The sequence below is a fragment of the Pseudomonas uvaldensis genome, from assembly GCF_021271205.1.
Lineage (GTDB): Bacteria > Pseudomonadota > Gammaproteobacteria > Pseudomonadales > Pseudomonadaceae > Aquipseudomonas > Aquipseudomonas uvaldensis.
Genome location: NZ_JAIWKS010000014.1, coordinates 1 through 16,624 on the forward strand (window position 1 = coordinate 1; position 16,624 = coordinate 16,624).

A 16,624-nucleotide genomic window follows, 5' to 3' on the forward strand; every position below is an offset into this window, starting at 1 on the left:
TGGACTGCGGCGAATAGCCGTCAGTAGTAGGCGTTTTCTTTCTGGGTGTGGTCGGTCACATCGCGCACGCCCTTGAGCTCCGGAATACGCTCGAGCAAGGTGCGTTCGATGCCTTCCTTCAGCGTCACGTCCGCCTGGCCACAGCCCTGGCAGCCGCCGCCGAACTGGAGCACGGCGATGCCGTCGTCCACCACGTCGATCAGCGAAACCTGCCCGCCGTGGCTGGCCAGCCCCGGGTTGATTTCGGTTTGCAGGTAATAGTTGATGCGCTCGTTGATCGGGCTGTCGGCGTTGACCATCGGCACCTTGGCGTTCGGGGCCTTGATGGTCAGTTGGCCACCCATGCGGTCGGTGGCGTAGTCGACCACCGCGTCGTCCAGGAAAGCTTCGCTGAACGAGTCGATGTACGCAGTGAAGCTCTTGAGCCCCAGGGCAGTGTCTTCGGGTTTCTCTTCCCCCGGCTTGCAGTAGGCGATGCACGTCTCCGCGTACTGGGTGCCAGGCTGGGTGATGAAGATGCGGATCCCGATACCCGGGGTGTTCTGCTTGGACAGCAGGTCGGCCAGGTAATCGTGGGCGGCGTCGGTAATGGTTATGGCGGTCATGGAAACTCCTCGCAGGCTTGCCGGCAGTTTACGCCAAATCAGGGCGTCGGACAAAGTCCCAGTATTTTTGTCAGGAAAGCCGATCAAAGGTTCTGATAGCGATTCATATCCAACACACCCGCCTCCAGGGGCTCGGTTTCCTGGATGTACCGGCTCAGGTCATGGAAGTACTGCCAGAACTGCGGATGGCTGCGCCGGATGCCCCAGCGCTCGACAATCCGCTCGAAGGCTTGACTATCCTCGGCTTTTTCCATGGCATCGACAAACGCCGGGACCTGCCCGGCCGGGATGTTGAACATGAAATTCGGGTAACTGCTGAGTACGCCCGGGGACACCGTCAGGGTGTCCAGCCCCGGCTGGTAACGCATCGCTTCGCCCAGCAGGAAGGCTACGTTGCTGTGGGCCCGGTTGCGCAGCAAGCTATAGACCTCGCGCCGGCCGCCAGCGGTTTCGATACGCAGCAAAGTTGCCTCGGGCAAATGGTGTATCACGCCAAGCCCGGCGGCCGGCCGTGATACCAGGCGACTGAGGGCCTGTTCGGCATTTTGCAGCGCAGGATCGATGTTCGGGCGCGAGCAATAGGCGCCTTCGCAACGGTTGATCGGATCGGGTTGCGCATTGAGCTCCCCGTAGCGAAGCAGCAATTGCCTGGCGAAATCACGCTTGGGGTCCTGCTCATCGAGCTTGAGGGCGGTCGGCTTATCGTTGTCGATGTCCTCGTAATCCAACCACATCTTGAATTTGCCGCCGGACTGGTACCAGTCATCAAGGTAGCCCTGCCGTGAATCGGCTGGCATCAGGCGCAGGAAATTCAGTTCCGCGCCATTTCGGATCAGGTCGAAATACAGTCGGGTCTGGGCCTGGTGGGAGACATTGCCGAAGACATCGAAATTGACCGCCAACTGGTAGTAAGTGCGCTCCAGCAACGGGAAATCGAACAGCCACATTGTCTGCGGCACGTCACCGATCAGCCCCTTGGTGACCGAAGCGCTGTCGAAGTGCCGGAAAATGCTCAGCAGCGCGTTGTCGTTTCCGGCCCACAGGGTCGACCAACTCGGTGCCGGCAGCTCTGCGTAGTTGTCCCGGCGCAAGGCTTCGTACTCGTTGCGTTTGTCGCGGTAATCGAGCCACAAGCTGACGACACTGCCCACGTCGTCGTTCTGCCCCGGCATCGCCAGCAAGGGCGTGGCCTGGCCGCGATAGTTCGGGTCGGTGATGTAAAGATCATATTCGGGGGCCTGGAACAGCGCCCAGAAATTGTCGCGAATCACATCCGTGGCAATCTGGCCCCGGCACACCGGGCCTCGAATGAAAGTGCGGACAAAATACTCGGCATTGTCGAGCATGAACTGATAACGGGCCTGGGCCGGGATCGCCTCGAACGTGGAGAACGGGTTGGACCGCCGCTCCGGGCCGTAGCCCGGCAATGCCGTGACTTGCCAATTGCCCTTATAGAACAGGCTCTTGACCCGCGCCATTTTGGCTGCGCTCAACCCATAGGTGATGTGGGTCTTGTGCACAATCACCCCCTGCACCGGCCAGAGCCGGTAATAGAAGCGGGTGCCGGGATCGTCGTTCGGGCGGCGGGTATTGATCAGGTCGATGGGCTGGCCGGTGGGCGTGCGCGAACGCACCCACTGGAAGAAATGCCCTGGCTCGCCGTCCTTGAAGTGGATATGCGCCAGGAACCAATGCTCGAACAACCAGCGGGCGACCAGGCTTTCCCGGGCGCCAGGGGCATTGAGCAGGTTTTCCCACTGCACCACCTGCAAGGCTTCGGCAGCGCTCGGAGCAAGGGCCTGCTGGTCGATGGGGGCGCCGGCGGCCAGCCAGCGCTGCAAGGTCTGGTATTGCTGGTCGGTCAGGCCGGTGACGGCCAGGGGCATGCCTTCCCTGGGATGCGCGGCGGCATATTCAGCGAACTGCCCTGGCATTGCGCAGCTGTTTTCCCGATCCAGCCCCAATACGATGTCTTCCGGCAACTTGGCGTTGGGCTGTAGCGGCGTGCTGTGCCCCAGCTCCAGCATCTGCGCCATCAGCGCCGCCTGGCTGCCCTGGGCATCGAGTACGGAATAAAAGCCCTTTTGCTGCCAGGCACGCTTACCGGAAGCGTCATAGAACAAGCGCGTCGGAGCGGCCGCCTGGCGCCGCTCGCCGTCGTACACCGACAGCTTGCTGGCGCCCCGGGTCGCGCCCTCACCGCTGCCCAGGTTCAACTGGCAGGCGGAGTCATAGCAAGCGTGGCAGGCCACGCACTTCTCGGTAAAGATCGGTTGGATGTCGCGGGTGTAGGACAGCGCCTGGACGGGATCCTTTGCGGCCGTGTGAAAAGACAACAGCAGCAACAGACTGCCGAATAAGACGCGGTACGGCATGTCTCGATCCCTAAGCATGAATCCCGCGATTCTACCGGGCCAGCACGCCGATGCAAACATGAGCGATATTCATGTAAAAGCCACTCACGCTCAAATCCTGCACAAGCTTGCTATCATTTCCGCCTTCGTAATGGCTTTTTCCAGGTAGTCCTCATGTCTGATCGCAGCGCTCGCCTCTATCTTCTCCAGCAAGCCCTCAAGGAACGCATCCTGATCCTCGACGGTGGCATGGGCACGATGATTCAGAGCTATAAGCTGGAGGAACAGGATTACCGAGGCAAACGCTTCGCCGACTGGCCGAGTGACGTCAAGGGTAATAACGACCTGCTGGTGCTGACCCGCCCCGACGTGATCGGCGCCATTGAAAAAGCCTACCTGGACGCCGGCGCCGACATCCTCGAAACCAACACCTTCAACGCTACCCAGGTGTCCCAGGCCGACTACGGCATGCAGGGCCTGGCCTATGAGCTGAACCTGGAAGGCGCACGCCTGGCCCGCAAGGTCGCCGACGCCAAGACCCTCGAAACCCCGGACAAGCCGCGCTTCGTTGCCGGCGTGCTCGGCCCGACCAGCCGCACCTGCTCGCTGTCGCCGGACGTGAACAACCCCGGTTACCGCAACGTGACCTTCGATGAACTGGTGGAGAATTACACCGAGGCCACCAAGGGCCTGATCGAAGGCGGCGTCGACCTCATCCTGATCGAAACCATTTTCGACACGCTGAACGCCAAGGCGGCGATTTTCGCCGTGCAAGGGGTGTATGAAGAACTGGGCGTGGAACTGCCGATCATGATCTCCGGCACCATCACCGACGCCTCCGGCCGCACCCTGTCCGGCCAGACCACCGAGGCGTTCTGGAACTCCGTGGCCCACGCCAAGCCGATTTCCGTCGGCCTGAACTGCGCCCTGGGTGCTCGCGAATTGCGCCCCTACCTTGAAGAACTGTCGAACAAGGCCAGTACCCACGTCTCGGCGCACCCGAACGCCGGCCTGCCCAACGAATTCGGCGAGTATGACGAACTGCCGGTGGACACCGCCAAGGTCATCGAAGAATTTGCCCAGAGCGGCTTCCTGAACATCGTCGGCGGTTGCTGCGGCACCACGCCAGCACACATCGAAGCCATCGCCAAGGCCGTGGCCGGCTACGCGCCGCGGCAGATCCCCGAGATTCCCAGGGCTTGCCGCCTGTCGGGCCTGGAACCGTTCACCATCGATCGCAACTCGCTGTTCGTCAACGTCGGCGAGCGGACCAACATTACCGGCTCCGCCAAATTCGCCCGGTTGATTCGCGAAGACAACTACACCGAAGCCCTGGAAGTGGCCCTGCAACAGGTCGAGGCCGGTGCGCAGGTGATCGACATCAACATGGACGAGGGCATGCTCGATTCGAAGAAGGCCATGGTGACCTTCCTCAATCTGATTGCCGGCGAACCCGACATCTCCCGTGTACCGATCATGATCGACTCCTCCAAATGGGAAGTGATCGAAGCCGGTCTCAAATGCATCCAGGGCAAGGGCATCGTCAACTCCATCAGCATGAAGGAAGGCGTCGAGCAGTTCATCCATCACGCCAAGCTGTGCAAGCGCTACGGCGCCGCCGTGGTGGTGATGGCTTTCGACGAAGCCGGCCAGGCCGATACCGAGGCGCGCAAGAAGGAAATCTGCAAGCGCTCCTACGACATTCTGGTCAATGAAGTCGGCTTCCCACCGGAAGACATCATTTTCGACCCGAACATCTTCGCCGTCGCCACCGGTATCGAAGAGCACAACAACTATGCCGTGGACTTCATCAACGCCTGCGCCTATGTCCGCGACGAACTGCCTTATGCGCTGACGTCCGGCGGCGTGTCCAACGTGTCGTTCTCGTTCCGCGGCAACAACCCGGTGCGCGAAGCGATCCACTCGGTGTTCCTGCTGTATGCGATCCGCGCGGGCCTGACCATGGGCATCGTCAACGCCGGCCAGCTGGAGATCTACGACCAGATCCCGCAGGAGCTGCGCGACGCCGTGGAAGACGTGATCCTCAACCGGACCCCGGAGGGCACCGATGCCCTCCTCGCCATCGCTGACAAGTACAAGGGCGACGGCAGCGTCAAGGAAGCGGAAACCGAGGAATGGCGTAACTGGGACGTCAACAAGCGCCTGGAACATGCGCTGGTCAAGGGCATCACCACGCACATCGTCGAAGACACCGAAGAGTCGCGCCTGTCCTTCGCCCGACCGATCGAAGTGATCGAGGGACCATTGATGGCTGGCATGAACATCGTTGGCGACCTGTTCGGCGCCGGCAAAATGTTCCTGCCCCAGGTGGTCAAGTCCGCCCGCGTCATGAAGCAGGCCGTGGCCCACCTGATTCCGTTCATCGAAGCGGAAAAAGGCGACAAGCCAGAAGCCAAGGGCAAGATCCTGATGGCGACGGTCAAGGGTGACGTCCACGACATCGGCAAGAACATCGTCGGCGTGGTGCTGGGCTGCAACGGCTATGACATCGTCGACCTGGGCGTGATGGTGCCAGCGGAGAAGATCCTGCAAGTCGCCAAGGACGAGAAATGCGACATCATCGGCCTGTCCGGCCTGATCACTCCATCCCTGGATGAAATGGTGCACGTGGCGCGCGAGATGCAGCGCCAGGACTTCCATCTGCCCCTGATGATCGGCGGCGCGACGACCTCCAAGGCCCATACGGCCGTGAAGATCGAGCCCAAGTACAGCAACGACGCGGTGATCTACGTCACCGACGCCTCCCGCGCCGTGGGCGTGGCGACCCAGCTGCTGTCCAAGGAACTCAAGTCCGCGTTCGTCGAGAAGGCCCGTCAGGAATACGCCGACGTGCGCGAGCGCACCGCCAACCGCAGCGCCCGCACCGAGCGCCTGAGCTATCCGGCAGCGGTGGCCAAGAAGCCACAGTTCGACTGGAGCAGCTACGAGCCGGTCAAGCCGACTTTCACCGGTACCCGGGTGCTGGACGACATCGATCTGGATGTCTTGACGCAGTACATCGACTGGACTCCGTTCTTCATTTCCTGGGACCTGGCGGGCAAGTTCCCGCGCATCCTCACCGACGAGGTGGTGGGTGAAGCCGCTACCGCGCTGTACGAGGACGCCCGGGCGATGCTGCGCAAGCTCATCGATGAGAAGCTGATCAGCGCCCGCGCCGTGTTCGGTTTCTGGCCGGCCAACCAGGTGCACGACGACGACCTGGAAGTCTATGGCGAGGACGGCAAGCCACTGGCGCGCCTGCATCACCTGCGCCAGCAAATCATCAAGACCGACGGCAAGCCGAACTTCTCCCTCGCCGACTTCGTCGCGCCGAAGGACAGCGGCGTGACCGACTACCTGGGCGGCTTCATCACCACCGCCGGCATCGGCGCCGAAGAAGTGGCCAAGGCCTACCAGGAGGCTGGTGACGACTACAACTCGATCATGGTCAAGGCCCTGGCCGACCGCCTGGCCGAAGCCTGCGCCGAATGGCTGCACCAGCAGGTGCGCAAGGACTATTGGGGCTACGCCAAGGACGAAAACCTGGACAACGAGGCCCTGATCAAGGAGCAATACACCGGCATCCGCCCTGCTCCGGGCTACCCGGCCTGCCCGGACCACACCGAGAAAGCCACCCTGTTCCGCCTGCTCGACCCCGAGGCCAGCGAACTGAAGGCCGGGCGCAGCGGCGTGTTCCTCACCGAGCACTACGCCATGTTCCCAGCGGCAGCGGTCAGCGGCTGGTATTTTGCCCATCCCCAGGCGCAGTATTTTGCCGTGGGCAAGATCGACAAGGACCAGGTCCAGAGCTACACCGGTCGCAAGGGTCAGGACCTGAGCGTGACCGAGCGCTGGCTGGCGCCTAACCTGGGTTACGACAGCTGATCCGGAAGATCGCGGCCGGCAACGGTCGCGATCTTTTTTCGCGGGTTGTCTATGCTTGTCCCAAACACATGGCAGACGAGGGATATATGGACGATCCAGTCGACAACAAGCCGCCTACCCTGCTGCAGATGATGCACAGCGTACTGGCTGCCGCCTTCGGCGTGCAGAGCGGCAAGAACCGCGCCCGTGACTTCACCCACGGCAAACCGAGTCACTTCGTGATACTGGGCATCGCCTTCACGGTGATATTCGCCCTGACCCTGTTCGGCATCGTCAAGCTGGTGGTGCATCTGGCGGGGTTGTAACAGCCATTCCCCAATATCCTTGTGGGAGCGAGCTTGCTCGCGAAAGCGATGTGTCAGTCGACAGCAATATTGACTGAACCACCGCTTTCGCGAGCAAGCCCGCTCCCACAGAGGGTTATAGCGTGGACGAACGGATTATTGATGGCTGACCCAGAACACCGCCGTGCCTACCACCAGAATAATCAGGAACAGAATGGCCCAGGCATCAACGGTACTGTCGCTTTTCCTTGCTTTGGTCGGATTGCTCATTGCATCGCCTCTTGTCGGTTTTGTAGGTGATTGCATAGGGACTCGACCACAGTTAAGACGATGATTGCCCGCACGACAAATGTGGGTTAGGCAATAATCAAACTCATTAGTCGATTTGGTTCTTTGCATATACTCAAACATCACTTTTGCGCATATCCCAAAACAGGTATCTTGCATCGGCTCCTTTAGGAGTGCGCGGCCGTGCGCGCAGAATTGCCGAGGCAGAACCCGATTCCAGCGAGCCAACACGCAGCTGTTTCTGATCGGCCCAAGCCTGAGACCGAGACTTATATGTACGTATATGACGAGTACGATCAGCGGATCATCGAGGACCGCGTCAAGCAGTTCCGTGACCAGACCCGACGCTACCTGGCAGGCGAGCTGAGCGAAGAAGAATTCCGCCCCCTGCGCTTGCAGAATGGCCTGTATATCCAGCGTTTCGCCCCAATGCTGCGCGTGGCGGTGCCCTACGGCCAACTGGCCTCGCGCCAGGTGCGCAAGCTGGCGCAGATTGCGCGCGACTACGACAAGGGCTACGCCCACATCAGTACCCGGCAGAACGTCCAGTACAACTGGCCGGCCCTGGAAGACGTACCGGACATTCTGGCCGAGCTGGCGACCGTGCAGATGCACGCGATCCAGACCAGCGGTAACTGCCTGCGCAACGTCACCACCGACCAGTTCGCCGGTGTCGCCGCCGATGAGCTGATCGACCCCCGGCCGTGGTGCGAAATCGTGCGCCAGTGGACGACCTTCCACCCGGAATTCGCCTATCTGCCGCGCAAGTTCAAGATCGCCATCAACGGCTCGAGCTCGGACCGTGCAGCGATCGAGGTACACGACATCGGCCTGGAGGCGGTCTATAACGCCGAGGGCGAGTTGGGCTTCCGTGTACTGGTGGGTGGCGGCCTGGGCCGTACCCCGGTAGTGGGCTCGTTCATCAACGAGTTCCTTCCCTGGCAGGACCTGCTGAGCTATCTCGACGCCATCCTGCGGGTGTACAACCGCTACGGCCGCCGCGACAACAAGTACAAGGCTCGAATCAAGATCCTGGTCAAGGCGCTAACGCCTGAAGTGTTCGCCGAAAAGGTCGAGGCCGAAATGGTTCACCTGCGCGGCGGCCAGACCACGCTGACCGAAGCCGAAGTTCACCGGGTGGCCAAGCACTTCGTCGACCCGCAGTACAAGGCCTTGAGCAATCAAGACGCCGAGCTGGCTGCGCTGGACAAGGAATATCCAGGCTTCGCACGCTGGCGCACCCGCAACACCCTGGCCCACAAGAAGCCAGGCTACGTTGCGGTCACCCTGTCCCTGAAGCCGACCGGCGTCGCACCGGGCGACATCACCGACAAGCAGCTCGATGCCGTGGCCGACCTGGCCGACCGCTATAGCTTCGGCCTCCTGCGCACGTCTCACGAGCAGAACATCATCCTGGCGGATGTCGAGCAAAGCCAACTGTTCACCTTGTGGGGCGAGTTGCGCGAGCAAGGCTTCGCCACGCCGAACATCGGCCTGCTGACCGACATCATCTGCTGCCCGGGTGGCGACTTCTGCTCCCTGGCCAACGCCAAGTCGATTCCTATCGCCGAATCGATCCAGCGTCGTTTCGATGACCTGGACTACCTGTTCGACATCGGTGAGCTGGATCTGAACATTTCCGGCTGCATGAACGCTTGTGGTCACCATCATGTGGGCCATATCGGCATTCTGGGCGTGGACAAGAAAGGCGAAGAGTTCTATCAGGTTTCCCTGGGCGGCAGCGGTTCCCGTGACGCCAGCCTGGGCAAGATCCTCGGCCCGTCCTTTGCACAGGATGACATGCCCGACGTGATCGAGAAGCTGATCGACGTGTACATCGAACAACGTACCGAAGACGAGCGCTTCATCGACACTTACCAACGTATCGGCATCGACCTCTTCAAGGAACGCGTCTATGCAGCGAATCATTAAGAACAACGAGGTCATCGACGAAACCTGGCACCTGCTGCCCAAGGACGCGACCCTCGACGGTATCTCCAATTGCGACGATCTGATCGTCCCCCTGGCGCTGTGGCGGGATCACGCTCGCGCCCTGCAGGCCCGTGACGGCGGCCTGGGCGTATGGCTGGACGCGGACGAGGAAGCTGAAGAAATCGGTGACGACGCCAACCAATTCCAGGTCATCGCCTTGAATTTCCCGGCGTTCACCGACGGGCGCAGCTATTCCAACGCTCGCCTGCTGCGTGACCGTTACGGCTTCAAGGGTGAACTACGAGCCATTGGCGACGTACTGCGGGACCAGTTGTTCTACATGCGCCGCTGCGGTTTCGATGCCTTTGCCCTGCGCGCCGACAAGGACCCTTACGAAGCCCTCGAAAGCCTCAAGGATTTTTCGGTGACTTACCAGGCGGCCACTGACGAACCGCTGCCGCTGTTTCGTCGTCGCTGAGACTGCTCCAAATAAAAAGCCCTGATCCGGTCATGCCGGTTCAGGGCTTTTTTTGTCGTCGATGACCAGCGGCCTCTTGTGGGAGCGAATCTGCTTGCTCCCACAAGGGATTGCGATGATTGGTATTACCAGAACCGCTGCTGAGTCAGGCGACTCCACCAGTTCAGCAGCAGCCGGTCCACCGAACCGCTGGCAGCCACGCCGATACGCTCCTGCAAGCTTTTGCGTTCGGCGTAGTGCAAGTGGTAGAGCTCGGCAGTCTTGGCGCGTTCGGCCAGGTACTCGTCACTGGTCTTCAATTCGTCCACCAACTGTTTGCCCAACGCTGCGACCCCTAGCCAGACTTCACCGGTCGCTACTTCATCAATGGCCAGTTGCGGCCGGTAGCTGGACACGAAACGCTTGAACAACTGGTGGGTGATGTCCAGGTCTTCCTGGAATTTCTCCCGGCCCTTCTCGGTGTTTTCGCCGAATACCGTCAACGTGCGTTTGTATTCACCGGCCGTCAGGACTTCGAAGTCGATGTCATGTTTCTTCAACAGGCGATTGACGTTCGGCAACTGTGCCACCACACCAATGGAGCCGAGAATGGCGAACGGCGCGCTGATGATCTTCTCGCCGATACAGGCCATCATGTAGCCACCGCTGGCCGCGACCTTGTCGATGCACACCGTCAGGGGTATGCCGGCTTGCCGGATCCGTGCCAGTTGCGAAGAGGCCAGGCCGTAGCTGTGGACCATGCCGCCACCGCTTTCCAGCCGCAGTACCACTTCGTCCTTCGGGGTCGCCAGGGTCAGCAACGCGGTGATTTCATGACGCAGGCTCTCGGTGGCCGATGCCTTGATATCGCCATCGAAATCCAGCACGAACACCCGCGACTTGGCCGCCGGCTTGTCCTTCTGTTTCTTTTTGGCCTTTTCAGTCTTGCCTTCGCTCTTGCGCAGGGCCTTGAGCTGATCCTTGTCCAGCAGCGTCTGTTCCAGGCGCTCACGCAATCCTTTGTAGAAATCGTTGAGTTTGCTCACCTGCAACTGGCCGGCCGACCTGCGCCGCCCCTTGCTGCGCAATGCAGCAAAACTGGCCAGCACCACCAGTATGGCGATCACCAGCGTCACGGTCTTGGCCAGGAACCCGGCGTATTCGATAAAAAACTCCACGATGACTCCTAATAGATTCAACTCACCGCTCGGGGGCGGATACCAGACGCTCCCAGCATACCCATGCACCCGCATCGCTGCCAGCCGGGAAACCTGTGGTTACCTTACGCCGGACGAGGCCGGACAAGGCTGTAACGAGCATTTCAAACAAGCGTATGTTTTTTCATTGACAGCTCTCCGTCATCCTCATAACCTCGCCAGACCTTCAACGTACCGGGATGACGCGGACGTGGGCAGTATTTATCTGATTCGACATGGCCAGGCCTCCTTTGGTGCGGACGACTACGATGTTCTGTCGCCCAATGGTGTCCGCCAGGCGCAAGTGCTGGGAAGTCACCTGGCAGAGCTCGGTGTCGTGTTCGATCGCTGCCTCTCGGGCGACCTGCGCCGCCAGCAGGACACCGCCACGGGCGCGCTGGGCCAGATGTCCGCCGCCGGGCTGCCGGTGCCTGGACTGGAAATCGACCCGGCGTTCAACGAATTCGACGCCGACGCGGTGATCCGCGCCCTGCTGCCGGACATGTTGCCCGAAGAACCCGAGGCCCTGTATATCCTGCGCAACGCCGCGCAGAACCGCGCCGAATTCCAGCGTATCTTCGCCTTGATCATCGAGCGCTGGCTCAGCGGCCAGTACGACCCGCCAGGACTGGAAAGCTGGTCGGGTTTCGTGGAGCGGGTCCAGACCGGCCTGCATCGTCTCCTGGATCAGGCCGACAACACCCACAAGATCGCCGTGTTCACCTCCGGCGGCACCATCACCGCCCTGCTCCACCTGATTACCCGGATCCCTGCCCCGCAGGCCTTCGAATTGAATTGGCAAATCGTCAACACCTCGCTCAACCACCTGAAATTCAGGGGCCGCGAGGTCGCCCTGGCTTCCTTCAACAGTCATGCCCATCTACAACTGTTAAGGACCCCGGACCTCATCACTTTTCGCTGAGGTCGAATTACCACAGACCCTTGCTGTATCCACCCGAATAAGGATCGAAACCATGACCTCCGTAGTCGACGCCGTACAAAAGATGAAAGCCAAGTTCAACGCCGAAGCCGCCAAAGGCCTGGACCTGGTGTTCGGTTTCAACATCACCGATGAAAACAAGCAGTACGCCCTCATCGTCAAGAACCAGACCTGTGAATTGCAGGAAGGTGAAAACGCCGATGCCAACTGCACACTGGTCATGGACAGCGAAACCCTCAAGGGCATCGTCAGCGGCGAAACCGACGGCATGCAGGCCTTCATGGGTGGCAAGCTGCGCGTCGAAGGCGACATGATGCTGTCGATGAAGCTGTCCGAACTGTTCCCGGCCTGAGACCAGGCGCCCTCGCGGGCGCTGCCCGGCTGCCAACGAATCCCGCCCCGAGGCGGGATTCGTGTTTCTGCCCTTCCGAATCTCCCAAGGGCACACAACCTTGATCCTCGTCAGTTCATCCTCATCCCTCAACCGCTAACTTGGCGTCTCCATCAAGGCCAGGGACGGCTCATTCGGAGCCTGTGCCCGCTCATCTCAAGGAAAGAGACCCATGCCTGCACTGAAGATCATTCTTCTGTCGACCGCCTTCAACGGCCTGTCCCAACGCGCCTGGCTGGCGCTGCGCGAAGCCGGTCATCGTCCCAGCGTGGTGCTGTTCACCGATAGCGACTCGGTCTGTCGACAAATCGAAGCAAGCGACGCCGACCTGGTGATCTGCCCGTTTCTCAAGGATCGCGTCCCCGAGCGGTTGTGGCGCAATCCCCGCCGTCCGGTGGTGATCATTCACCCTGGCATTGTCGGCGATCGCGGCGCCAGCGCTCTGGACTGGGCCATCATGCGGCAAGTCGAACGCTGGGGCGTGACGGCACTGCAAGCGGTAGAAGAGATGGATGCCGGGCCGGTCTGGGCCACCTGCGAGTTCAACCTGCCCGAGGGTTTGCGCAAGTCCGAGCTGTACAACGGCCCGGTCAGCGATGCGGCTATCCAGTGTATCCATGAAGTGGTGGAGAAATTCACCAATGGTTTCGCACCGATACCACTGGATTACAACCGTCGTGACGTGATCGGCCGTCTGCAACCGAACATGACCCAGGACGACCGGACCTTCAGTTGGCACGACAGCACTGCATTCATCAAACGGTGCATCGACGCCGCGGACGGCCAGCCCGGCGTGCTGGCAAGTCTGGCCGGTGACCAGTTCTATCTCTACGACGCCCATGCGGATGTCCGCCGTGGCTTGCCCGGCACGCTGCTGGCCGTGCGTGACGATGCGGTGCTGGTGGCGACCGGCGATGCGAGCCTGTGGATCGGTTCCCTGCGTCGCAAGCCACAACCCGGCGAGCAGAACTTCAAGCGACCGGCGCGCCACGTACTGGCGGGGCAACTCGACGATGTCCCGGTGCTCGACGGCTCGCTGGCCCGGCATCCCTTCAGCGATGAGGCCTACCAACCCATTCGCTACCGGGAATGCGGTCATGTCGGGGAGCTGACGTTCGAGTTCTATAACGGCGCGATGAGCACCGAACAATGCCGACGCCTGGTGGACGCACTGCGCTGGGTCAAGTCCAGGGATACTCGGGTCCTGCTGATCCGGGGCGGACGCGGCAGTTTTTCCAACGGTGTGCATTTGAACGTGATCCAGGCTGCCACCGAACCCGGCCTGGAAGCCTGGGCCAATATCCAGGCCATCGATGACGTCTGCCTGGAGTTGCTGAACGCCCGGCAACTGGTGGTCTGCGGGCTGACGGGCAACGCCGGGGCCGGCGGTGTGATGCTGGCCCTGGCCGCCGATATCGTGTTGGCGCGCAGCGACATCGTGCTCAATCCCCACTACGCGACCATGGGTCTGTACGGCTCCGAATACTGGACCTACAGCCTGCCGCGCGCGGTCGGCCCGGACATGGCCTGGAAGCTCACCCAGGACTGCCTGCCCATCAGCGCACGCCAGGCGCTGCGCTACGGCATGGTCCAGGAGATTGGCCCACGTTGCCTCGATGAATTCGGCCTTTGGTTGCTGCAACGGGCCAATGGCGCGTGGCTCGATCCGGCCTATGAAGCCATCCGGACCCGCAAGGCCGAACGGAGCCTGCCGGCGATCCAGGCGTGTCGTGACGGTGAACTCAAGGAAATGCGTCACGACATGGTGGACAACCGCCGCGGTTTCGCCGAGAAGTGTCGCCACTTCGTCTTCAAGCACAAGGCCTGCCGTACGCCCGAGCGCCTGGTTGCGCCATGGGCGCGGGTGGCGCAGGTCGAAGCCGTCCAGTGACTGCCGGTATCGGGGAGGCGAGCCAGCTCTTACAATGCCCGCTTCCCCAGCATCGGCTTGAACATGGACATCGACCTCGCCCGCACCTTCTTGGAAATTGTCCGCCACGGCAGCCTCGCCGCCGCGGCTGACAAGCTGCACGTCACCCAAACGGCGATCACCGCCAGGGTCCAGAAGCTCGAAAGCCAGTTAGGCTGCGCGCTGTTCGTGCGCAATCGCGCCGGCGCACGCTTGACTCCAGACGGCGAGGCCTTCGTCGTCTACGCCAATCAACTTGTGCAGACCTGGGAAGCGGCCCGTCGGGACTTGCCATTGCCCGAGGGCTATCGCAATGTCCTGCACATCGGCGGCGAGGTCAGCCTGTGCAACCCGTTGATGCTCAGTTGGGCCCGGGAACTGCGCCAGAAAATCCCCGGCCACGCCTTGCGGATGGACATCCGCGATGGCGAAAAACTGCTGCAGCAACTGGAATTGGGTCTGCTGGACGCGGCGGTGGTGTATCAACCCGAGTACTGGCCAAGACTGCAGGTGGAACAATTGCTGGAGGAGAAACTGATCCTGGTGCGCCTGGCCACGTGCCCCGAGCCCTACGTGTACATCGACTGGAGCAGCGATTTCCGTCGCCAGCACGACACGGCCTTGCCGGACAAAGCCAAGGCCGCCGTGACCTTCAACCTGGGCCCACTGGCCCTTCAATACATCCTGGAAAACGGTGGCAGCGGCTACTTCCGCACGCGCGTCGTGCAAAGCTACCTGGACAGCGGAATTCTCGAACGGGTACCCAAGGCACCTGAATTCAACTACCCCACTTACCTGGTTTATTCCCGGGATCGGGATTCAGCGGCCTTGCAACAGGCGTTCGAAGTGCTGCGAGCCATCATCAGGAGCGGCAGCGACTGGTCCCAGCGCTGGGACCCGTTGAGCTGATCGCCCCTGGAAAAACCGTTGAAAGGGCCGCTCGCGGCCCTGTGGGATGACCCTCGCCACCCGTTTATTTCTTCAGGTGCAGCACGATTTGGTCCTTGATCATCAACCGCTCCTTCTTGAGTGTCTCCAGGGCAGCGTCAGGCATTCCCGCGGATGTCGGCTTCTCGGCCTCTACGACCTCGGCATCGAGTTGGGAGTATTTTTGGAGTAATGAATCCAGTCTTGGATTCTCGCTGCGCTTTTGCTGGATCTCGTCCTTGGTGAAGTTGAGATCCTGGGACAAATCATGGGGCACCGGCATGGAACACCTCCTTTGGTGGTTCGGTGGCAAGCACCTTGACGGGGCTCGTCAATTATCAGGATGGCCTCGCCAACGGGGTTCTGTCGACCGTCAATCCGACCAGCGGTGACCGTTCGTCGTACCGCAGCGCTTTCCAATCAAACCTTTGCCCGCACGCCGTCCTCCATTGAACAGTGATACCAAGAATCACGCGTACAAACTGTTCGTACAACCTGTATGGAGATTGACCAATGGACGGAATTACCCTGCGCCGACTCGGCCTGGCAGTAGCCCTGAGTACCAGCATGGGCATGGCTTGGGCCGCGAGTTCCAACGACTTCGTCGACGACGCCGCGGTCGGTGGCATTGCGGAAATCGAAACCAGCAAATTGGCCCTGGAAAAAAGCGCCTCGGCGGATGTGAAAGCATTTGCCAACACAATGATCACCGACCACACCAAGGCCAACCAGGAACTGATGTCGCTGGCCAAACAACACGACATCGAAGTACCGGACGAAACCACGCTGATGAAGAAGGCCAAGGCCAAGATCCTCGAAGTACGCGACGAATCCTTCGATGCCGCCTATGCGAACAATCAGGTCAAGGCCCACGAAGAAACCATCGCCTTGTTCAAGAAAGAAGCCGAGACCGTGACGGACGACAAGAAAGCGGGCAACACCGAGCTCAAGGCGTTCGCTCAGAAGATGTTGCCGCACCTGCAAGAACATTTGGAAATGGCCAAGAAACTCCAGGCCGCTCATCCCAGCAAATAACGTTTTGCTACCTGCATCGTGAGTAAAAAAGGGTCGTCCCAGGAGGACGACCCTTTTTGCGTGATGCCATCAACCGCCGTCGGTGTCGATATCGGCGTCGGTACTGTCACCCGATTTCGGCCGGTCTGGATCGGGCTTGAAGCCCGGGCTGAAGGTATTGTCGTTCTCGTGGTGATGTTGTTTCTGATCGACCTCCTCGGCAGCGCTCTGCGCCTGGTCCGCTCCCGCCGGGCCGACCGGACTGGCACCCGGCACCTGGGGATCGATAGCCGGGTCGTTACGCGGTGATGAGGTCTGCGTCTGACCTTGATGCTGAGTGTTTGCAGGCTTGTCGTTCATGGACACCTCTTCCCGACAGGGGCTCTTGACAGGGGCCGGCGCGATGACCGGCCTTGATCATTCGAAGGGAGCCTTGCAGCTT

General features: G+C 60.8%; 14 protein-coding genes. 9 read left to right on the forward strand and 5 right to left on the reverse strand.

Annotated elements, in window-relative coordinates; genetic code table 11:
• Positions 1-20: 20 nt before the first annotated feature.
• Both nfuA and LCU97_RS23920 read right to left on the reverse strand, forming a co-directional pair.
• On the reverse strand, positions 21-605 hold the full coding sequence (gene nfuA, locus LCU97_RS23915; RefSeq protein ID WP_053154301.1) for a Fe-S biogenesis protein NfuA: 585 nt from the start codon (positions 603-605) through the stop codon (positions 21-23).
• A gap of 83 nt (positions 606-688) precedes the next feature.
• A complete protein-coding gene (locus LCU97_RS23920; protein ID WP_232777955.1) occupies positions 689-2,980 on the reverse strand; it encodes a fatty acid cis/trans isomerase in 2,292 nt (763 codons plus the stop codon).
• A 153-nt stretch (positions 2,981-3,133) separates the two neighbouring features.
• Between LCU97_RS23920 and metH the strand changes: the two genes are divergently transcribed.
• From metH to LCU97_RS23940, 4 genes are all read left to right on the forward strand, one after another.
• Complete coding sequence (gene metH / locus LCU97_RS23925; RefSeq protein ID WP_232777956.1) at positions 3,134-6,844, forward strand: methionine synthase; 3,711 nt, start codon at positions 3,134-3,136, stop codon at positions 6,842-6,844.
• An 86-nt stretch (positions 6,845-6,930) separates the two neighbouring features.
• On the forward strand, positions 6,931-7,149 hold the full coding sequence (locus LCU97_RS23930) for a DUF2970 domain-containing protein (protein WP_024781254.1): 219 nt from the start codon (positions 6,931-6,933) through the stop codon (positions 7,147-7,149).
• A gap of 540 nt (positions 7,150-7,689) precedes the next feature.
• Positions 7,690-9,348, forward strand: coding sequence for a nitrite/sulfite reductase (locus LCU97_RS23935; RefSeq protein ID WP_053154310.1), 1,659 nt, complete (start codon positions 7,690-7,692; stop codon positions 9,346-9,348).
• Positions 9,332-9,826: a DUF934 domain-containing protein gene (locus LCU97_RS23940; protein ID WP_053154313.1), complete on the forward strand. Its 495-nt coding sequence runs from the start codon at positions 9,332-9,334 to the stop codon at positions 9,824-9,826. Before LCU97_RS23935 ends, LCU97_RS23940 begins: the two co-directional genes overlap by 17 nt.
• Before the next feature lie 125 nt (positions 9,827-9,951).
• Here the strand turns inward: LCU97_RS23940 and sohB are convergent, their stop codons facing one another.
• On the reverse strand, positions 9,952-10,983 hold the full coding sequence (gene sohB / locus LCU97_RS23945) for a protease SohB (RefSeq protein ID WP_053154317.1): 1,032 nt from the start codon (positions 10,981-10,983) through the stop codon (positions 9,952-9,954).
• A gap of 229 nt (positions 10,984-11,212) precedes the next feature.
• On the opposite strand from sohB, the gene LCU97_RS23950 reads away from it, so the two are divergent.
• The 4 genes from LCU97_RS23950 (at position 11,213) to LCU97_RS23965 (ending at position 15,150) form a co-directional block, all read left to right on the forward strand.
• Positions 11,213-11,923 carry a histidine phosphatase family protein gene (locus LCU97_RS23950; protein WP_232777957.1) on the forward strand — a complete coding sequence of 237 codons (711 nt, stop codon included), beginning with the start codon at positions 11,213-11,215 and terminating at the stop codon, positions 11,921-11,923.
• 52 nt (positions 11,924-11,975) lie between these two features.
• Complete coding sequence (locus LCU97_RS23955) at positions 11,976-12,293, forward strand: SCP2 sterol-binding domain-containing protein (RefSeq protein ID WP_072394353.1); 318 nt, start codon at positions 11,976-11,978, stop codon at positions 12,291-12,293.
• Positions 12,294-12,504: 211 nt separating this feature from the next.
• The gene (locus LCU97_RS23960) at positions 12,505-14,223 is read left to right on the forward strand and encodes a hydrogenase maturation protein (RefSeq protein WP_232777958.1); all 1,719 of its coding nucleotides are present in this window, start codon (positions 12,505-12,507) and stop codon (positions 14,221-14,223) included.
• Positions 14,224-14,286: 63 nt separating this feature from the next.
• Positions 14,287-15,150 carry a LysR family transcriptional regulator gene (locus tag LCU97_RS23965; protein ID WP_053154328.1) on the forward strand — a complete coding sequence of 288 codons (864 nt, stop codon included), beginning with the start codon at positions 14,287-14,289 and terminating at the stop codon, positions 15,148-15,150.
• A 64-nt stretch (positions 15,151-15,214) separates the two neighbouring features.
• Here LCU97_RS23965 and LCU97_RS23970 read toward each other — a convergent pair whose 3' ends face one another.
• Positions 15,215-15,451, reverse strand: a complete 237-nt coding sequence (locus LCU97_RS23970; protein ID WP_053154331.1) for a YdcH family protein — start codon at positions 15,449-15,451, stop codon at positions 15,215-15,217.
• 230 nt (positions 15,452-15,681) lie between these two features.
• Here LCU97_RS23970 and LCU97_RS23975 point away from each other — a divergent pair, with 230 nt between their 5' ends.
• Positions 15,682-16,203, forward strand: a complete 522-nt coding sequence (locus LCU97_RS23975) for a DUF4142 domain-containing protein (RefSeq protein WP_232777959.1) — start codon at positions 15,682-15,684, stop codon at positions 16,201-16,203.
• A 69-nt stretch (positions 16,204-16,272) separates the two neighbouring features.
• On the opposite strand, the gene LCU97_RS23980 is transcribed toward LCU97_RS23975, so the two are convergent.
• Entirely contained in the window at positions 16,273-16,542 is a 270-nt protein-coding gene (locus tag LCU97_RS23980; protein WP_053154337.1) for a hypothetical protein, read from the reverse strand.
• Between the last annotated feature and the right edge of the window lie 82 nt (positions 16,543-16,624).

Bases quoted from the DNA above. Each gene is read 5' to 3' on its own strand.
- LCU97_RS23935 (WP_053154310.1), top strand. From the start codon at position 7,690: ATGTACGTATATGACGAGTACGATCAGCGGATCATCGAGGACCGCGTC.
- LCU97_RS23980 (WP_053154337.1), bottom strand. From the start codon at position 16,542: ATGAACGACAAGCCTGCAAACACTCAGCATCAAGGTCAGACGCAGACC.
- LCU97_RS23920 (WP_232777955.1), bottom strand. From the start codon at position 2,980: ATGCCGTACCGCGTCTTATTCGGCAGTCTGTTGCTGCTGTTGTCTTTT.
- LCU97_RS23940 (WP_053154313.1), top strand. From the start codon at position 9,332: ATGCAGCGAATCATTAAGAACAACGAGGTCATCGACGAAACCTGGCAC.
- LCU97_RS23960 (WP_232777958.1), top strand. From the start codon at position 12,505: ATGCCTGCACTGAAGATCATTCTTCTGTCGACCGCCTTCAACGGCCTG.
- LCU97_RS23955 (WP_072394353.1), top strand. From the start codon at position 11,976: ATGACCTCCGTAGTCGACGCCGTACAAAAGATGAAAGCCAAGTTCAAC.
- LCU97_RS23965 (WP_053154328.1), top strand. From the start codon at position 14,287: ATGGACATCGACCTCGCCCGCACCTTCTTGGAAATTGTCCGCCACGGC.
- metH (WP_232777956.1), top strand. From the start codon at position 3,134: ATGTCTGATCGCAGCGCTCGCCTCTATCTTCTCCAGCAAGCCCTCAAG.
- nfuA (WP_053154301.1), bottom strand. From the start codon at position 605: ATGACCGCCATAACCATTACCGACGCCGCCCACGATTACCTGGCCGAC.
- LCU97_RS23975 (WP_232777959.1), top strand. From the start codon at position 15,682: ATGGACGGAATTACCCTGCGCCGACTCGGCCTGGCAGTAGCCCTGAGT.
- LCU97_RS23970 (WP_053154331.1), bottom strand. From the start codon at position 15,451: ATGCCGGTGCCCCATGATTTGTCCCAGGATCTCAACTTCACCAAGGAC.
- LCU97_RS23930 (WP_024781254.1), top strand. From the start codon at position 6,931: ATGGACGATCCAGTCGACAACAAGCCGCCTACCCTGCTGCAGATGATG.